Source organism: Arthrobacter sp. Soil763 (assembly GCF_001428365.1).
Classification (GTDB): domain Bacteria; phylum Actinomycetota; class Actinomycetes; order Actinomycetales; family Micrococcaceae; genus Arthrobacter.
The window spans coordinates 506,593-524,002 of sequence record NZ_LMSH01000001.1; the positions used below are offsets into that span (position 1 = coordinate 506,593).

Annotated in this window: 18 protein-coding genes and 1 tRNA gene; 8 read left to right on the forward strand and 11 right to left on the reverse strand. The window is 69.9% G+C overall.

All coding sequences use genetic code 11. The features are described 5' to 3' along the window. Nucleotides 1–358: 358 nt before the first annotated feature. The 4 genes from ASG71_RS02385 to ASG71_RS02400 are packed head-to-tail and all read right to left on the reverse strand — an operon-like array spanning nt 359 to nt 6,023. Nucleotides 359–2,143 carry a biotin carboxylase N-terminal domain-containing protein gene (locus tag ASG71_RS02385; RefSeq protein WP_056736693.1) on the reverse strand — a complete coding sequence of 595 codons (1,785 nt, stop codon included), beginning with the start codon at nt 2,141–2,143 and terminating at the stop codon, nt 359–361. After that, on the reverse strand, nt 2,143–3,804 hold the full coding sequence (locus tag ASG71_RS02390) for a 5-oxoprolinase/urea amidolyase family protein (RefSeq protein ID WP_056736695.1): 1,662 nt from the start codon (nt 3,802–3,804) through the stop codon (nt 2,143–2,145). The genes ASG71_RS02385 and ASG71_RS02390 overlap by 1 nt, the downstream gene beginning before the upstream one ends. A gap of 42 nt (nt 3,805–3,846) precedes the next feature. Beyond that, complete coding sequence (locus ASG71_RS02395; RefSeq protein WP_056736697.1) at nt 3,847–5,196, reverse strand: MFS transporter; 1,350 nt, start codon at nt 5,194–5,196, stop codon at nt 3,847–3,849. Between the two features lie 53 nt (nt 5,197–5,249). After that, on the reverse strand, nt 5,250–6,023 hold the full coding sequence (locus tag ASG71_RS02400; RefSeq protein ID WP_056736699.1) for a LamB/YcsF family protein: 774 nt from the start codon (nt 6,021–6,023) through the stop codon (nt 5,250–5,252). Nucleotides 6,024–6,130: 107 nt separating this feature from the next. Between ASG71_RS02400 and ASG71_RS02405 the strand changes: the two genes are divergently transcribed. Next, nucleotides 6,131–6,811, forward strand: a complete 681-nt coding sequence (locus ASG71_RS02405; protein ID WP_056736700.1) for a GntR family transcriptional regulator — start codon at nt 6,131–6,133, stop codon at nt 6,809–6,811. A 41-nt stretch (nt 6,812–6,852) separates the two neighbouring features. After that, the gene (locus ASG71_RS02410) at nt 6,853–7,188 is read left to right on the forward strand and encodes a hypothetical protein (RefSeq protein WP_056736702.1); all 336 of its coding nucleotides are present in this window, start codon (nt 6,853–6,855) and stop codon (nt 7,186–7,188) included. Between the two features lie 44 nt (nt 7,189–7,232). Here the strand turns inward: ASG71_RS02410 and ASG71_RS02415 are convergent, their stop codons facing one another. Further along, complete coding sequence (locus ASG71_RS02415; protein ID WP_056736704.1) at nt 7,233–7,970, reverse strand: LysR family substrate-binding domain-containing protein; 738 nt, start codon at nt 7,968–7,970, stop codon at nt 7,233–7,235. Nucleotides 7,971–8,059: 89 nt separating this feature from the next. Between ASG71_RS02415 and ASG71_RS02420 the strand changes: the two genes are divergently transcribed. Next, nucleotides 8,060–8,464, forward strand: coding sequence for a DUF5997 family protein (locus tag ASG71_RS02420; protein WP_056736706.1), 405 nt, complete (start codon nt 8,060–8,062; stop codon nt 8,462–8,464). 23 nt (nt 8,465–8,487) lie between these two features. On the opposite strand, the gene ASG71_RS02425 is transcribed toward ASG71_RS02420, so the two are convergent. Then, nucleotides 8,488–8,865, reverse strand: coding sequence for a VOC family protein (locus tag ASG71_RS02425; RefSeq protein WP_056736708.1), 378 nt, complete (start codon nt 8,863–8,865; stop codon nt 8,488–8,490). Between the two features lie 123 nt (nt 8,866–8,988). Here ASG71_RS02425 and ASG71_RS02430 point away from each other — a divergent pair, with 123 nt between their 5' ends. Both ASG71_RS02430 and ASG71_RS02435 read left to right on the forward strand, forming a co-directional pair. Then, the gene (locus ASG71_RS02430; protein WP_056736710.1) at nt 8,989–9,597 is read left to right on the forward strand and encodes a hypothetical protein; all 609 of its coding nucleotides are present in this window, start codon (nt 8,989–8,991) and stop codon (nt 9,595–9,597) included. After that, nucleotides 9,594–10,232, forward strand: a complete 639-nt coding sequence (locus tag ASG71_RS02435; protein ID WP_056736712.1) for an NADPH-dependent F420 reductase — start codon at nt 9,594–9,596, stop codon at nt 10,230–10,232. The genes ASG71_RS02430 and ASG71_RS02435 overlap by 4 nt, the downstream gene beginning before the upstream one ends. Before the next feature lie 32 nt (nt 10,233–10,264). On the opposite strand, the gene ASG71_RS02440 is transcribed toward ASG71_RS02435, so the two are convergent. The 4 genes from ASG71_RS02440 to ASG71_RS02455 form a co-directional block, all read right to left on the reverse strand. Further along, nucleotides 10,265–10,747: a pyridoxamine 5'-phosphate oxidase family protein gene (locus tag ASG71_RS02440; RefSeq protein WP_056736715.1), complete on the reverse strand. Its 483-nt coding sequence runs from the start codon at nt 10,745–10,747 to the stop codon at nt 10,265–10,267. Nucleotides 10,748–10,863: 116 nt separating this feature from the next. Continuing rightward, on the reverse strand, nt 10,864–12,393 hold the full coding sequence (locus tag ASG71_RS02445) for an APC family permease (RefSeq protein ID WP_056736717.1): 1,530 nt from the start codon (nt 12,391–12,393) through the stop codon (nt 10,864–10,866). Then, complete coding sequence (locus ASG71_RS02450; RefSeq protein ID WP_056736720.1) at nt 12,390–13,304, reverse strand: universal stress protein; 915 nt, start codon at nt 13,302–13,304, stop codon at nt 12,390–12,392. The genes ASG71_RS02445 and ASG71_RS02450 overlap by 4 nt, the downstream gene beginning before the upstream one ends. A gap of 59 nt (nt 13,305–13,363) precedes the next feature. Continuing rightward, nucleotides 13,364–14,755, reverse strand: a complete 1,392-nt coding sequence (locus ASG71_RS02455; protein ID WP_056736722.1) for a flavin monoamine oxidase family protein — start codon at nt 14,753–14,755, stop codon at nt 13,364–13,366. Nucleotides 14,756–14,911: 156 nt separating this feature from the next. On the opposite strand from ASG71_RS02455, the gene ASG71_RS02460 reads away from it, so the two are divergent. After that, the gene (locus ASG71_RS02460; RefSeq protein ID WP_056736724.1) at nt 14,912–15,601 is read left to right on the forward strand and encodes a TetR/AcrR family transcriptional regulator; all 690 of its coding nucleotides are present in this window, start codon (nt 14,912–14,914) and stop codon (nt 15,599–15,601) included. 117 nt (nt 15,602–15,718) lie between these two features. Here ASG71_RS02460 and ASG71_RS02465 read toward each other — a convergent pair. Beyond that, a tRNA-Leu gene (locus tag ASG71_RS02465) sits at nt 15,719–15,801 on the reverse strand. Between the two features lie 384 nt (nt 15,802–16,185). Between ASG71_RS02465 and ASG71_RS02470 the strand changes: the two genes are divergently transcribed. Further along, on the forward strand, nt 16,186–16,929 hold the full coding sequence (locus ASG71_RS02470) for an FhaA domain-containing protein (protein ID WP_056736726.1): 744 nt from the start codon (nt 16,186–16,188) through the stop codon (nt 16,927–16,929). Beyond that, nucleotides 16,926–17,408, forward strand: coding sequence for an FHA domain-containing protein (locus ASG71_RS02475; RefSeq protein WP_056736728.1), 483 nt, complete (start codon nt 16,926–16,928; stop codon nt 17,406–17,408). Before ASG71_RS02470 ends, ASG71_RS02475 begins: the two co-directional genes overlap by 4 nt. The last annotated feature ends 2 nt before the right edge of the window (nt 17,409–17,410 follow it).

The window sequence follows — 17,410 nt, forward strand, 5'->3', positions numbered from 1 at the left end:
GGGGTAGATAGGCCCGATTATGTTCCTCGCCCGGCGACCGCGGTAGGGCCGGACCGCCCCGCCCGTGCTGGGGTTTCCGGTCCGCGCGCCCCGCCGCCGATGGACATGTCCGTTCCAAGCCGCGGGCAACGGGCATAACAGGATGTGCCCACCGGCCACGCCAAAGAATGGGCATGTCCATTCCAGGGCCACCCCCACCAATAGGCATGTCCGGTTCAAAGGTCCCGCCACCGATGGACATGTCCGGTCTGAGGCGCGGGCAAGGGGCATAGCAGGATGTGCCCACCGGCCGCGCCGAACAATGAGCATGTCCAGTCCAGGGCCACGCCACCGATGGGCATGTCCAGCCCCGCCGCAGCTACCCGATCAGCGCCAGCACTGCCCCGGCCGTAACGACGACGCCCGAGTCGGCGCGGACATCCGTCAGGGTGCCGTCCCGGTGCGCAGCGACCTGGGTTTCCATCTTCATCGCTTCCAGCACGACGACGGCGTCCCCGGCGGACACTTCGGCTCCGGGTTCCACCAGCCACTTCACGACGGTCCCGGCCATCCCGGCCCGCAGTTCGCCCGGCTCGGCGGCCGCGCCGGTGTTGCCGTCGGAGCCGGCCTCCGCCATGCCCTCCGGTGAGTCCTTGGCGGCCACGGCGCCGCCGGGTACGGGCGCCCCGGACCGTATCCACCCGTCCAGCAGCGCCGCCGGCAAACCGACGGCGAGGCGCCGGCCGTCGACGTCGACCGTCAGGGTGCGGCGTTCGCCGTCGGGCGCCGTGGTGCTGTAGCCGGGGTCCGCGGGGATCCGGTCCGCGAAGTCGGTCTCGATCCAGCGGGTGTGGACGCCCAGCCGGTCCTCCGCGGTGAAATCCGGGGATTCCAGCACGGCACGGTGGAACGGCAGCACCGTGGCCACCCCCGTGATGTTCAGCTCGGCGAGGGCGCGCCGGGCGCGGCGCAGGGCCTGCTGCCGGTCCGCGCCGGTGACGATGAGTTTGGCCAGCAGCGAGTCGAACTGCGGCGGGACGAACGACCCGGAGCGGACTCCGGAATCAAGCCGGATCCCCGGACCGGTGGGGCCGGAGAACTCCGCGATGGTGCCCGGCGACGGCAGGAACCCGCGGCCCACATCCTCGGCATTGAGCCGGAATTCGAAGGAGTGGCCGTGCGGCGCCGGGTCCTGGGTGAGGCGCAGCGGCTCCCCCGCGGCGATCCGGAACTGCTCCTGCACCAGATCGATCCCGGTGGTTTCCTCGGTGATGGGGTGTTCGACCTGAAGGCGCGTGTTGACCTCCAGGAAGGCGACCGTGCCGTCGGCGGCAACGAGGAACTCCACCGTGCCGGCCCCGGAGTAGCCGGCCTCGCGGCAGACGGCCTTGGCGGCGTCGTAGATCTGCCGCGTCTGGTCGTCCGTGAGGAACGGTGCGGGGGCTTCCTCGACGAGTTTCTGGTGCCGCCGCTGCAGTGAGCAGTCGCGGGTTCCGACGACGATGACGTTTCCGTGGGTGTCCGCCAGGACCTGGGCCTCGACGTGGCGTGGCCGGTCCAAGTAGCGCTCCACGAAGCACTCGCCCCGGCCGAAGGCGGCCACGGCCTCGCGGACGGCGGAATCGAACGCCTCCTCGATTTCATCGAGCGCCCGGACCACCTTCATGCCGCGGCCGCCGCCGCCGAACGCCGCCTTGATGGCCACGGGCAGGCCGTGCTGTTCTGCGAAGGCGCGGGCTTCCGCCGCGGAACCGACCGGGCCGTCGCTGCCGGCGACCAGGGGTGCGCCGGCGCGGACCGCGGTCTCCCGTGCCGTGATTTTGTTGCCGAGCAGCCGGATGGCGTCCGGTGCGGGGCCGATCCAGGTCAGCCCGGCGTCCAGGACGGCCTGGGCAAAGTCGGCGTTTTCGGAGAGGAAACCGTAGCCGGGGTGGATGGCGTCGGCGCCGGAGGCAGCGGCCGCGGCCAGCAGCTTGGGGATGTTCAGGTAGGTGTCCGCCGGCGCGTTCCCGCCCAGGGCGAAGGCCTCGTCCGCGGTGGCGGCGTGCATGGCGTCGGCGTCGATGTCGGCGTAGACCGCGACGGAGGCCAGTCCGGCGTCGTCGCAGGCCCGGGCGATCCGGACGGCGATCTCGCCGCGGTTGGCAATCAGGACCTTGCGCATCAGTTGCTCACTTCGTTGTCGTTGGGGGCGGTGTGCCCGGGGGTGGCAGGGCCGGGGTGGAGGCCGGACTCCGCCCAGCGGAACCGGATTGTCCCGCCGATCGGCACCTGTGCGGCCCGGTCCAGCTGCGAGTCGACGACGACGGCGATCACCGGGTAGCCGCCCGTGATGGGGTGGTCGGCGAGAAAGAGTACCGGCAGGCCTTCCGGCGGGACCTGGAGGGCACCGGCGACGGTCCCCTCGCTGGCCAGTTCACCCTCGCGGGAGCGCTTGAGCGGCGTGCCGTCCAGCCGCATGCCCACGCGGTTGGACTGCGGCTGCACCCGCCACTCCTGGCCAATGAAGGCGTCGAGCGCGGCCTGGTCGAACCAGTCCGCGCGCGGGCCGGGAACGACGTCGAGCACGGTGACCCCGGTGCCGGGAAAGTCCGGCTGCAGTTCCGGGTTTCCGACGACGCCGGACTCAGCCTCGCCGCCGGCGGCCAGCAGCTGCCCGGCGGCCAGCGGGGCGGGGCCGATTCCGGACATGGTGTCGGTGGACCGGCTGCCGAGGACCGGGGCGGCGTCGGCCCCGCCGCGGACCGCGAGGTAGCTGCGGAAGCCGCTCCGGGGCGCGCCGATGCGCAGCGTTTCGCCGTCCAGCAGGGCGAAGGGTGCCGCCATGGCGACGGTGCGGGACAGCGGTTCGGCCTCGGTGCCGGCCGGGCCGGTGATGACCAGGTCGGAGGGCGCTCCGGCGACGGCCAGGACCTGGTCCCCGACGGCCTGGACCGTGAGCCCGCCGGCGACGGTTTCAATCGCGGCGGCCGACGGCGCATTGCCGACCAGGCGGTTGGCGCGGCGCAGCGAGGCCCGGTCCAGGGCCCCCGCGACAGAGACGCCCAGGCCGGAGTGACCGTGCCGGCCGAGGTCCTGGATCAGGCTCTGCAGGCCGGGGGTGACGATCCGGAGCCCGGACGCTACCTTCGGCGGGGAGGTTTCGGCCGGTGGCTCCGGCGCCACGGCCACGGTCTCCCGGACTGCACGGAACCGGATCCGGTGTCCCGGTGCGGCCAGTGCGGGCTGCTCGCGGTCCAGGTCCCACATGCGGGCGGCGGTGCGGCCGATCAGCTGCCAGCCGCCCGGTGACCGGCGCGGGTAGACGGCCGAGTAGGTCCCGGCCAGTGCCACGGATCCCTCGGGCACGGCGGTGCGGGGCGAACTGCGGCGCGGAACGGTGAGGAGGTCGTTCTCGCCGACCAGGTAGCCGAAGCCCGGGGCGAAGCCTGCAAAGGCCACGGTCCACAGCTGGCCGGTGTGGGCGGCGATCACGCCGTCGATCCCGAGGCCGGTCAGTTCGGCCGCTTCGGCGAGGTCTTCGCCGTCGTACACGGTGTCGATCACCACCACACCGCCGTTCCGCTGTTCCGCGGCGGTGAGGTCAAGTTCCAGCAGCTGCGCGCCGATCCGCCGTGCGGAGGCGGGCGAGTCGGCCGTGACCAGCACCGTTTCGGCGGCTGCCAGCACCTCCAGCTGGCCCGGCAGCGGCTGCTCCAGCAGCCGCGCCTGCAGTGCCAGCACGTCCTCCATGCCGGCGAGTTCCGCGAGCACCGCCCGGGTCCCCACCGCGCGCACCGACCCCACCTTGTGGCCGGCCGCGCGCTGTTGTGCCACCGCTTCCATTGCCGCCTCCATCGTTGCCGTCATCTCCCGGATTCGCGCCGCTTAGGCGCGGGCTTCCTGCAGCAGCCGCTCTTCCTCGGCGGTCTGCGGGTTCCGGCCGATCAGCAGGCCCACGACCGTGACCGCCGCGGCCAGCGCCAGATAGCCGGCGATCAGGAACCAGTTGCCGGTGGCAGCGAACAGTGCCGTGAAGACCAGCGGGGCGATGGCCCCGCCGATAACCCCGGCCAGGGTGTAGGCCAGCGAGCTGCCGGCGTAGCGCAGGCGGGCCGGGAACTGTTCGGTGATGAAGGCGGCCTGCGGGCCGTACATGAACGCGTGCAGCGCCAGGCCGATGACGACGCCGATGGTCAGCATGAGCACCGATTTGCCCTGGATCATCAGGAAGAACAACGGGATGTAGGCGGCCGTGGCAACGGCCGCGATGCCGTAGACGAGCCGGCGGTTGAACCGGTCCGTCAGCGCGCCGGCGGCCGGGATCAGGGCCAGCTGGAAGGCCGAACCGATCAGGATGGCGCCGAGGACGTTGCCGGTGGTCATGCCCAGCGTCTTGGTGGCGTAGAGCGCCACGAACACGGTGAAGAGCGAGTAGAGCACGTCGGGGCAGATGCGGGACAGGGCCGCGGCGACCAGGGCGCGGGGTTCCGTGCCGAAGACCTCCTTGATGGGGGCCTTGGGCGCCTCGCCATGGGCCTGGATGGCCTTGAAGACCGGGGTCTCCTCAAGCTTGAGCCGGATCAGGAGGCCGAAGACCACCAGCAGGGCCGAGGCCAGGAAGGCCACCCGCCAGCCCCAGGACAGGAACGCCTCGTTGCTGAGGGTCGCCGCCAGCAGGGCCAGGACGCCATTGGCCATCAGGTTTCCGGCCGGCGGGCCGATCTGGGCAGCCGAGGACCAGAATCCGCGCTTGCGGGCATCGCCGAATTCGCTCGAGAGCAGGACCGCTCCGCCCCATTCGCCGCCGACGCCGATGCCCTGGGCCAGGCGCAGCAGCACCAGGATAGCCGGGGCGGCGACGCCCATGGCTGAGTAGTCCGGCAGCACACCGATCAGTACGGTGGCGACGCCGATCAGCATCAGCGTGACCACCAGGACGTGCTTGCGGCCGATCTTGTCACCGAGCCGGCCGAAGATGACGCCGCCGATGGGACGGGCGAGGTAGCCGACGGCGAAGGTGGAGAAGGACAGCAGCAGGCCGACCAGTTCGTCGCCGCTGGGGAAGAAGATCTTGGGGAAGATCAGGGCCGATGCCACCGAGTAGATCGCGAAGTCGTAGTACTCCAGCGAGGTGCCGGTGAGGCTGGCGATGTAGGCCTTGAGGGCCCCTGGCGGCAGATTCCTTTTGCCGGGCCTCTTGCCGGTGGCCGGGGCGGCCTGCTGCGGAGTGGTCATGATGTTCCTTCGGGTGGGTGCTGCCGGGAGGGGGTAAGGACGTGCGGGGTTGCTCAGACGAACGCGGCGGTGCCGATGCCGGCGGCGTTCAGTGCCTCGCGGACGGCGGCGGCCATGGCCACGGCCCCCGGGGAGTCGCCGTGGACGCAGACGCTCTCCGCCCGGATTTTCAGGATGGAACCGTCGATGGTGCGGACGGCGGAGTCGGCAGCCATCCGGAGGACGTGTTCGGTGACCTCCGCGTGGTCGTGTAGCACGGCGCCGGGCAGGGTTCGTGAGACGAGGGTGCCGTCCGGGTTGTAGGCCCGGTCCGCGAACGCCTCGCTGACCGCGCGCAGTCCGGCCGCTTCGGCCAGGCGCAGCACCTCGGAGCCCGGCAGGCCCAGGATGGGCAGGCCCGGATCGACGGACTTGACGGCGTCGACGACGGCCTTCGCCTGGGCGGTGTGCGCGACGATCGCGTTGTAGAGACCGCCGTGCGGCTTCACGTACGTGACGGTGCCGCCCTCAGCCGCGGCCAGCGCCTGCAGCGCGCCGATCTGGTAGACGACGTCGTCCGCCAGTTCGATCGGGTCGATGTCGAGGAACCGGCGGCCGAAGCCGGCGAGGTCGCGGTAGCCGACGTGGGCACCGATCCGGACGCCGGCCGCGACGGCTTCGCGGCAGGTCCGCCGGATCACGCTGGGGTCTCCGGCGTGGAATCCGCAGGCGACGTTGGCGCTGGAGACGGAACGGAACATGGCCGAATCGTCGCCTAGGTTCCAGCGTCCGTAGGATTCGCCGACGTCGCTGTTCAGGTCGATGGTGGAAAGTCCGGAGTGTGCCATGTGTGATCCTCGTCTCAAAGCTTGGCTTCTTCAAGGATGCACTACATCGCCGGATTGTTCAACAATCCGGCGATCCCCCTAAGGGACAATCGTGTAGATTCTGCTCCATGACTACTTCCGACGCCGGCCCCCGGGCGGCCGCCGCCCGGCTCCGCATCGCGGTGCCCTCGGTGGCGGACCGCGTGGCGGCCGAACTCCGCCGGATGCTGGCCGAGGGCGAGCTCCTGCCGGGGACCCGGCTGACCGAATCAACCGTCGCCGAGGATCTGGGCGTGTCCCGCAACACCGTCCGGGAGGCGTTCGCCGAGCTGGCCGCCGAACGCCTGGTGGTGCGGCAACCCAACCGGGGGGTCTTCGTGGCCAGCCTGGCCCCGGGCGACATCCATGACGTCTACACCGTGCGGCGCGCCATCGAGGTCGCCGCGCTGCGCGGGGGCGGCAGCGCAGAACGGATCGCGGCGGTCCGCGCCGCCGTCGAGGAGGGCAAGGCCGCCGCTGCTGCCGGCGATGAGGAGGCCCTCGGCACCGCCAACCAGCATTTCCACCGCGCCATTGTGGCGTTGGCCGGCAGCCGCCGGCTGGACACGATCATGGCCCAGGTCCTCGCCGAGATGCGGCTGTTCTTCCACCGGGCCACCGTGGACGCCCACTTCTACCGCGGCTACCTCGACGACAACGACCACATCTGCGCGGCACTCGAGGCCGGCGACACGGAGCGGGCGGCGGATTTGCTGCTGGCCTACCTCGACCGCTCCGAACAGAAGCAGGCCGCGGTCCACGGGAAGTAGGCCGCTCGGGTGCAGCGAAGGCGGCTTGCTAGGCTGGAAAGATGAAGCGCACCTTTGCAGCCGTGTCCCTTGCCGCCCTGGCGATCGCACTCTCCGGCTGCGGCCAGGTGCAGCAGGCCGCCGAAAACGCCGTCAGCGACGGCGCCTCCCAGGTCGCCTCCGCGGCCGGCGACGAGATCAAAAAGCAGGCCTGTTCCCTGGTCGAGGACGGCCTGGTCAGCGTCCAGGACAAGAAGGCCCTGGGCGGGCTGGTCGCAGGCGCACAGACTGCCGGCGTGCCAGCCGAAATCACCACCCCGCTGAAGCAGATCGCCGATTCCGGGGACCAGGTCCCGGCCGATTCCGTCAAGGCCCTTCGGGACGCCTGCGCAGGCTAAGCCGCCGCTGCGCCCCGGCCCCGGTTCCCGGCGGTCCGGCGGGCTTAGCGCTTCCCTTTCTTACGGGAGCCCCGGCCGCGGCCCTTGTCAGGGTTGGGGGCGTACCGCTGCGCCACCTTGGGTCTCTTCGCCGCCGGGCCGCGCCGGTCCGGCTTGGGTTCGCGTTTGGGCTTCTCCTGCTGCGCGGACGGCTGCCGGGAACTTGACGCGGTGCGGCCCCGGACAATGCCGATGAACTCCTCAATCACCTCATCCGTGGCATCCGTCGGCCAGGCCAGGGCGATGCCCGTGGGCGGGGCACCGGTAAGCCGCCGGGCCACGGTGTCCTTGACGTTGAAATGCCGGGCGACGGACATGGGCAGCACCACCAGCCCGGCTCCGGAAGCGACCACCTGCAGGGCCGGTTCGGGACCCCCGAGCGCGGCCACGTCCAGGAACGTTTCCTTGGCCAGGTCGGCCAGGTCCACCTCTTCGAAGACGGAGATTTCGTGGCCCTTGGGCGCCACCACCACGGGTTGCTCCTCGTAGAGCGGGATGACGCTCAGGCCCTCGCGCTCCACCGGGAGCCGGACGAAGCTCAGGTCCGCGGACCCGTCGCGGAGCACCGCGAGCTGCGCGCCGTCGTCGGAGAGGAAGGCGTGGAGCGGGACCTCGGGCATCCGCTCTTCCCACCGGCGGATCCACTTGCCCGGGGTCACGCCGGCAACGTACGCGAAGCGCAGCTCCCGGGGGGCGGGGGCGGACTCGTCGTGCGGCTGGGCGTTTTCTTCTTCTACGGACACACGTTCACAGTACCGCCCGGACCCCGGGAGGGCCCTGCCGCGCGGGGCCGGTGGTCCCCCGCCGGCGGTGCGCCGGATACCCTTTAACCATGACCTCTGCAAACTCCCAGTCCATGAAGCCGGCCACCGTTGCCAAGAAGCTCGGTATCTACCTGCCCGCGACACCGCAGGAGTTCCAGGATTCGGTCATCACCCGGGCCGAGTTCGCCGAGCTCCAGGCCAACCCGCCGGAGTGGCTGGCCGAGCTGCGCCGCACCGGCCCGCACCCGCGCCCGGTGGTGGCACAGAAACTCAATGTCTCCATCAGCGGCCTGGCCCGCGGCGGCGTCGAAGAGGCGCTGACGACGGCGGAAATCACCGCGCTGCTGCAGGCTCCCCCGGCCTGGCTGGTCGCCGAGCGCGCCACCCACGCCGCAGTCCGCGCCGAAGCCCAGCGCGTCAAGGAAGAATCGGCGAAGAAGACCGCCAAGAAGGCGCGCGCCCAGGCCGAGTAGTTCCCAGGCCGCTCAGGCGGCGCTCAGTCCTGGTGCAGCTGGACGTAGTTCCCGCAGCCGTCGTCGAGCACCGCAGTGGTACCCCAGGGGCCGTCGGCCGGTTCTGCTTGGAAGATGACGCCCTTGGCCGTCAGCCGCTCATACTCGGCCCGGACGTCCGGGACGCCGAACACGACCGCGGGCAGCCCGGCGTCGTGGACCGCGTTCATGTACGTGGCGCCGATCGGGTTGTCGCTGGGCTCCAGCAGCAGCCCCACGGACTCGCCGCCGCCGGGATCCTTGATGATGAACAGGTTGTGTTCGGGCATCGCCATGAGGGTGTCGAAGCCCAGGATCCCGGTGTAAAACTCGTGGGCCGCGGCGGGGTCCTTGACGTGGATGCTGCACATTTTTAGTCGCATGGGCCCTAGGCTACGCGAGCGGACCGCGCCCGGGAACCGGCCATTGACGCGGTGCCACCCATGGATTCCAATGGAATCAGTGGAGCCTTGCCCGCCCGTGACGGGTTCCGCGGGAGGTTTGAAATGCCAACTGAATCCGGCCCGCTCGGGCCGTGGCAGTTCCTGGTGCTGGCCCTCCTGGTCGCCGCCGCCGCGGCCGGGACCGTATACCGTGTCCGCAAACACCAGCTGTCCGACGGCGGTTTGCCGGACGCCGCGTTCTGGGACGGTTTCGCGGGGCTCGCCATCGTCAGCCCCGCCGTGCTGTTGCCCTCGCTGGCGGCGCCCTGGACCGGCCCAGTCCTCGCCGTCGCCGCCGCCGCGGCAGGGGCCGCGAGCTACCGCTGGACACCTGCCCTGCTGCGCCGGGGAGAGCTGCGTCGCTCCCTCCGGGAAGCGGCGGCCTGCGATGCCGCCGCGGCGCCCAGGCACCGAGCGGCGCTGGAGCGCTGGCAGCGATACGAGCTTGATCCCGCCCTCTGCATCGATTATCCGGCCATGAGGGACCCCGGCCGGCCGGAGACCGCCGCGATGATCAGGGCGATGAGGGCGGCCGGGGATCCGGGCGGCGTGCCCGGTCACCGGAGCCCGGCCGGAGGCTATGCCGCGGCGGTGGAACGGCTGGAAGTGTCCCTGGCCGCGGCCGAACGGGCGGCGGGCGTCATGGACGCCGCTGCCGGGGGAATCCGATGACTGACATCACCATCATCGGGGCGGGCAACATGGCCCGCGCGATCGGCCTGCGGGCCATCGCCGCGGGCCGTTCCGTGCAGGTCCTGGACCGGAGCCCGGAAAACGCGGCCGGTCTGGCGGCGGAACTGGCCGAGGGTACGACCTCCGGAGGGCTCGGGGACGTGCCCGAGGGCGACATTGTGGTGCTGGCGCTGTATTTCGAGCCGGCCAAGGAAGTCGCCATGCACTACGGGGACACCCTGAGCGGGAAGACGGTCGTGGAGATCAGCAACCCGGTCAACATGGAAACCGGTGACTCGCTGGTGGTCGGGCCGGGCACGTCCGCGGCGGAGGAAATCGCCCGGTTGCTGCCGGGGGCCCGGGTGGTGAAGGCGTTCAACACGACCTTCGCCGGCCCGTTGGCAGCCGGGTCCTCCCACGGGATGGCCCTGGACGTGTTCATCGCCTCGGACTCGGAAGCGGCACGCAACGAGGTGGCCGCCTTCGCCGCGGCTGCGGGCCTGCGGCCCCTCCAGGTCGGGGCGTTGCGCCATGCCCGCGAGCTGGAGGGGATGCAACTGCTGGTGATCGGATTGCAGCTGAACCCGGCCTATGAGTCCTTTGACTGGACCACGACCCTGAAGATCCTGGACTGAACGCCGCAGGACCCTCGGGACCCGGTGCCGGCCTAGAGTTCGACCGTGCCGCTCTCGCCGACGCTCATCCGGCTGTTGGTGACCTTTGATTTCACCCACTGCAGTACCGTCGCCGCCGTGCCGCCCGGGCTGGTCCAGTACTCGGCAGAGTCCGAGTCAACGTGGAGCAGGACAACGCCGGGGGTGTCCGGCCCGTCCGGGAACCATGCCTCGACGGCCTGGTTCCAGCGGTCGTGGATGGCCTGCCGGTCGGTGACCACCCGGGCCGTCCCCGCCACGGAAACCCATTCGGTGCCCTTGCCGAAGGAGACATTGACCGTGGGCTTGGCCGTGACGTGCGCGACCTGAGAGGTGTCCTGCGACGTGAAGAACCACATGTCGCCGTCGTCCTGGACGTCCTGGACCGCCAACGGCCGGCTGACCAGGGCGCCCTCTTCGTTGATGGTTGTGAACATCCCGATCCGCGAGTCGTTGATGATGTCTGTGACCTTGCTGATGTCCTGTGCGTCCGACATATGCCCACCTCATCCTTGGTTAACGGAGGAAGGTCCTCCTGCCGCCAGCCTAATAATAAGCGTACTTACTTTTCAAGCGCCTGGCTGGCGGCGGGAGGACCCCCGGGGGTGCGGTGCTACTGGCCGCGGGTCAGGACCTGGCCCTTGAAGAACTCGGGCCGCAGCTTGGCCATGATGAGCATGAGCACCGCGCCGAGCAGGATGACGCCGATGCCGAGGATGAAGACCAGGCCGAGCCCGCCGACCGACGATCCTGAACCGTACTCCGGATCCATCGAGTCGTAGGCGGTCTTGACGAACATCACCAGCAGGATGACGCCGCCCAGGAGGGGTGCGAGGAACTTGAAGAAGAACGCGCGCGCCCCGCTGAAGGCCTCGGCCCGGAAGAACCAGACGCAGGCCAGGGCGGTGATGCCGTAGTAGAAGCAGATCATCATGCCCAGCGCCGTGATGGTGTCCCAGAGCGCGTTTTCGGACAGGGTCCGGGTGACGACGTAGAACGCGGCGGCGGCGACGGCCGCGGCAATCGTGGCGTAGCTCGGGGACTTGTAGCTGGGGCTGATTCGGCCGAACTTCTGCGGCAGCGCCTTGTAGTGGCCCATCGAGAGCAGGGTGCGGGCCGGGGAGACGAAAGTGGACTGCAGCGACGCCGCCGAGCTGCTCAGGATGGCCAGCGACATGAGGATGGCGAACGGGCCCATGACCGGTCCGGCGAGGACGGCGAAGATGCTGCCCTGGTTCTCCGGGTTTCCGGCGCCGAGGCCTTCCTCGCCGATGCCGGCGTACGCCAGGGTGGCGAGGGCGACGGTCATGTAGATGATCACGATGACCAGGACGGTGACGGTGGCCGCCCGGCCCGGGGTCTTCTCCGGGTTGCGGGTCTCCTCGTTCATCGTCAGGGTCACGTCCCAGCCCCAGTAGATGAAGATCGACAGCGAAACGCCGGCGGCGAAGGCGGAGAAGGACTCGACGGCGAACGGGTTGAACCAGTCCGGGGCGATGGCGGTGGCGTCGAAGGCGGTGCCGTTCGCCACGTGGCTCAAGGCCGCGACGGCGAACCAGCCCAGCACCAGCAGCTGGAAGGCGACCAGGACGTACTGCACGGTCTTGGTGGTTTCCATGCCGCGGTAGGAGACCCAGCAGGCCAGGGCGATGAAGACCAGCGTCGTGGCGATGTTCAGCGGCAGGTTGGTGGTCAGGTCCGCCAGTTCGGGGTTGCCGAAGAGCTGGGCCAGCATCAGGTAGAAGAAGTCGACGGCGACAGCGGCCAGGTTGGACAGCACGATGATGGTCGCCGCGATGAGCCCCCAGCCGCCCATCCAGCCGAGCCACGGGCCGAAGGCCCGCGATGCCCAGGTGAACGAGGTGCCCGCATCGGGCATGGCGTTGTTCAGCTCCCGGTAGCCGAAGGCCACCAGCAGCATCGGGATGAAGCCGACCAGGAAGATGGCCGGCAGGTGGACGCCGACCTCGGAAACGGTCGGGCCCAGGGCCGCGGTCAGGGTGTAGGCCGGGGCGATGCAGGAGACGCCGATGACGACGGCGCCGATCAGCCCCACCGATCCGGCCTTCAGCCCTTTCTCGCTCAGGCCGTGGTCCTGCTGGCGGTGTGCTGCGGCCTTGGCGGTCGCGTGTTCGGTGCTCATGCTTGTGCCTCTCGGGAGGTGTCATTCGACGTTGAATGGGTCAGGTGCTTCAGTTCGTAGTCGCTGGGGACCACGATCATCGGCACCGGCAGGGCGCGCAGGATGCGGTTGGCGGTGCTGCCCAGGAAGATGGAGCGGCTCCGGGCGAGACGGCTCGAGCCGATCAGCAGGATCTCGCCGTCCTCCCAGTCCAGCCGGTCGACGGCCTCTTCGACGCTGCGGCCCTGGGCAACGACGACGTCGGCCTTCACTGCCGGCGCGGCGCCGGAAGCATCGGTGGGTAGTGCCGCGGCCAAGTGCTTGCCGGCGTAGTCGCGGGCGGTTTCGGCGGCGTCGGCCGCACCACCCTCGTCCAGGGTCAGCAGCGACACGACCCGCAGCGGCACCTGCCGGTTCACCGCCATGGAGACGGCGAAGTCCAGCAGTTCCTCGGCGCCGGGCCGGTCGCCCAGACCGCAGCTGACGCGGGTCAGCGCCTCCCGGCGGTGGTACCCGTGCGGGGCCAGCGCCACCGGGACGGTGGCGGCATGCAGCAGGGCACCGGCCACCGATCCGACGGTGAACCGCTTGAACAGACCGTTGCTGGTGGCGCCGATGATGAGCATGTCCGCGCCGAACTCATCGCAGGCGTCGATCAGGGTCTGCGCGTCGGATTCGCCGCTGCGGATGTGCGCCTTCGCCGGAACGTCGGCCGGCACCAGGGCCAGGGCCTCGTCCAGCCACTCGGCGGCCTGCTGGTGCAGGTAGCTGTCGTAGCCGGCGGCCGGAGCATGCGCGGCGTTGAACGGACCGGGCTCCGGGATCGCCACCACCAGGTCCAGGGCCGCGCCGCGGCCGCGGGCCAGGGAGACGGCCAGGTTTACCGCGTCGCGGCCTCTGGCATTCGCTGAATACCCCACTACGTAACGCATCTGGCCGACCTCTCTGGTTATTGGGTTAGTGGTTGGAGATAAAGGGTGGTGCCGCGCGGCTAGCGCGCTGCCGGCGTCCGGTCGGCCGCGCCCACGATCCGGGCCGCTACCTGGCGTCCCATCCGTACCGCGCCGTCCACGTGCTGGTATCCCTCGGCCGCAAGGTCGGAGGAGGCCCAGTAGATCGGGCCCACCGGGGCGTGCTGGTCCTTGCCGTAGCGGTGCAGGCCGCCCAGGTCGTAGCTGGCCGCGTAGGCGCCGCGGGTCCATTCCTCCGAGCCCCAGTCGGACTCGTAGTAGACCTCAGGGGTGAGGGCTTTCTCGCCCAGGAAGCCGGCGATCGATTCGAGGATGGCGCGGCGGCGTTCGTCGGCGCTGAGCTCGAACATGGCATCGGCCTTCTCGTCGGAGACGAAGCCCACCAGGGTGCCCCGGGCATCGCCGTGGTTGGTGTTGTCGTACACCTCCTGGACCAGCGCATCGGCCCCGAAGCAGGTCCCGGAGAGTCCGTCCTCCCGCCAGAAGGGGGTGCTGTAGACGGCGTGCACCTTGATTACCAGGCCCAGCGATTGGTGCTGGTGCATCTGGTGCTGGCGGCGCGGCAGCGGCGGGTCGTAGGAGACGCGGGAATAAAGGTTCGGCGGCACCGCCATGATGACGAAGCGGGCGTTGACGGCGGCGCGGTCGGAAGCCACGGTGGCCCGTGGGGAGCCACCTTCGCGGCCTTCCTCCCAACGGATCGTGCGCACGGGGCTGGAGAGGACGACGTCGTCGCCCAGTTCCGCTGCCTGAAGCAGCGAGACCTGCTGCATGCCGCCGACGACGCGCTTGTCCAGGATGAAGTCCTCGTCGGTGAGGTTGGTGAAGGAACCGGCGGACGCGGCCATCAGCACGGCCTGCAGGGCCGAGAACGCGTGCGCGGGTTTGGTGAGCATGCCGCCGGCGATGAACAGGCCGATGTTGTTGCAGGCCTCCTCGTCCGGGGAGTTCGCGCGCAGCCAGTGGTGGAAGGAGATCGTGTCCAGTTCGCGGGCCTTGGGGTGCGCCCAGGGTTCCTCGGCACCGATTTCCTCGGCCAGGGAATCCAGCAGGGCGGTCAGCTTGTCCATCTCCGCGGCGGTGCCTTCACTCACCGGGAAGGTGTCGCCGGTGTAGAGGGTCCGCTTGCCGTCGGCGCCGATGTAGACCGACTGGCCGGCACGGTAGCGGTCGTAGGTCTGCAGCCCGAGCTCGTCCAGCAGGCCCAGCAGCGCGGTCTGGTCCGGCGAGACCCACTGTCCGCCGATTTCCAGCATGGCGCCGTCAACGGTGTCGGTCCAGGTCCGGCCGCCCACCCGGTCGCGTGCCTCCAGGACGGCGACGCTCAGTCCCGCCTTCCGCAGTTCGCGGGCTGCGGTCAGCCCTGCGGGTCCGGCTCCGACAATGGCGACGTCGCGGTCAAGTTCCAGCATGATGTCCTCTCTGCGGCCGCTGAAGTGACGCGGCCCACTAAATGAATGCCATTCATTTGTGACGACTATAGCCCGCCCCGCGGAAAGAGGGAAGACCCCGCGCAAAATCGCTTCCGGTGGAATACTCAAGAGGACAGTCCAGGAGAAAGGCCCGAAATGCCGGCAACGCCAAGCGCCACCGCGGACCCGCACCGCCCGGACGCCAAGCCGCGCCGCCGCGTGGGCCGGCCCGCCTCGGCGGTTCTTGACCAGGAGGGCATCACCGCTGCGGCCCTGCGGCTGGTCCGCAAGAGCGGGTACGACGGCTTCACTATGGCGGCCCTGGCACGGACCCTGAACGTCGCGCCGTCTGCCCTGTACAACCACGTTTCGTCCAAGCGCGACGTCCTGGTCCTGGTCCAGGACCACCTGACGTCGTTCGTGGACGTGTCGGCGTTCGAGACCCAGCCCTGGGACCAGGCCGTGCGGGACTGGGCCTGGAGCTACCGCGACGTCTTTGCCCGGCACACTCCGCTGATCCCGGTGATCGCCGTGTTGCCCGTGGCCGATGCCCCCAAGACCCTGGCCATGTACGAAGCCGTCAGCGCCGGGTTCCGGCGGGCCGGCTTTCCGCAGGAGCGCATCATTCCCGCCATCGTGGCCCTGGAGTCCTTTATCTTTGGCTCGGCCTATGACGTCACGGCGCCGGCGGACATCTTTGATTCCGGCAGCCTCGGGGCCGCGACGCCGAACTTCTCCGCCGCCGTCGCAAGCCTGGGCGACCAGGGCTACACCAACCAGGCGGACGTGGCCTTCAGCCTCGGGCTGGAGGCGCTGGTGGCGGGCTTCGGGGCGCTGCGGTCCTGACACGCGGCGCCCGGCGGTCCCCCGGCAGGACTCCGGCCGTCAGCCGGCTAAGGCGGCACATCTACACGGCAAACAAAAAAGAACCCCGGTCCGAAGACCGGGGTTCTTTCATCTGCGTGCGCGAGGGGGGATTTGAACCCCCACGCCCTTTCGGACACTGGCACCTGAAGCCAGCGCGTCTGCCGTTCCGCCACTCGCGCGCAACTTCTTCCACATCGGAGGGAGCCGGAATCCGTTTCCAACCTCGTAAAAGCAGCGAGATCAAGCATAACGGACAAACGGCGGAAAACACTAATCGGCCTCCGGGAAGGTCCCGGGCCGCGTTGGGCAGCCGGCGCCGCGCCCTCTGCCAGGCCCCCGGCGGGGAGGCGGCGCGGAGGGCAACGGGACGGGTATCGGCGCATGTCAGCGCCGCGGCGGGGCAAATTTTCCGGCAGCGGCCGCGGGCCTCATTAAGGCCATTCCCAGCCTCGCCCAGTAGTATCTGATCTAGGAGTGCCCGATTCCCGGGGACACCTGCGATTGTTGGAAACCGAGTTCCGGAACAAACACTGCCCCGCAGTTGCCAGGAAAGGAGAAGGACCATGGGCTTGCTGGACAAAGTCGAGCGCGGCATCGAAAAGGCCGTCCGCGGAGTCTTCTCCACCGGTTCCCGCGCGCAGGTCGAGCCGGTCGAGATCGCCAGCCATCTCCGCCGCGAGGTGGATAACAAGGCTCTCACCATCGCCGCCGGCCGCACCCTCGCTCCGAATGTTTTCGACGTCCTGCTCAGCGGTGACGATTTCCAGCGCGCCCAGGAATGGGGCACGCCGCTGGCAGAGGAACTGTGCGACGTCGTCATCAACCACGTCCGCAGCCAGGGTTACACGCTGCAGGGCCCGGTCCGGATCAGCTTCCGACGCGACGAGGACCGGCGCGCCGGCGATTTCGAGATCGCATCACGGACTGAAAAAGCCCCGGGCGCAGCTCCCCAGGCCGCGGGGCAGCCCGCCATGCCGGCAGCACCGACCCGGCAACCCGGCCGCCTCCAGCCCGTGCTGGACATCGACGGCCAGCGTTACTCGCTGAACGCGCCCTCCGTCGTACTGGGCCGCTCCTCCGAGGCGGACATCCTGATCGACGACACCGGGGTCTCGCGCCGGCACCTGGAAATCCGCAGCGGCCAGGGCACCGCGCAGGCGATCGACCTGGGCTCCACGAACGGCAGTTACGTCAACGGCCACAAGGTCGTGGGAAGCTCCGAACTCACCGACGGCGCAACGATCACGATGGGACGGACCAAAATCACTTTCCGCCTGATGCCCGCGAACCCGGGCGGCCGCCCGTGAGCGAACTGACCATCACCGCACTGCGCTTTGGTTTCCTGATTCTCCTCTGGGTGCTGATCTTCAGCATTGTCTCGGCCATGCGCCGGGACCTCATGATCGGCCGCAAGGCGGCCGCCGGGGCACCAACGGCGCGGCAGGTACGCCGGAACCCGGCCCTGGCCGAGCCCGCCCCGGCCCCCGTAAAGCAGCAGGCACGGCAGCTCGTCGTGACCGAGGGCCCGCTGAAGGGCACCACCCTGCCGCTGGCGGCCAGCCCCATCCTGCTCGGCCGCGCGCAGGAAGCCACCCTGGTCCTGGAGGACGACTACGCCTCCGGCCGGCACGCGCGCCTCTTCCCGCAAGGCAGCCGCTGGTTCATCGAGGACCTCGGGTCCACCAACGGCACGTATCTGGCAGACCAGCAGCTGACCCGGGCCCTCCCGGTGGAGCTGGGTGTCCCCGTGAGAATCGGCAAGACGGTCATTGAATTGAGGCCGTAGCC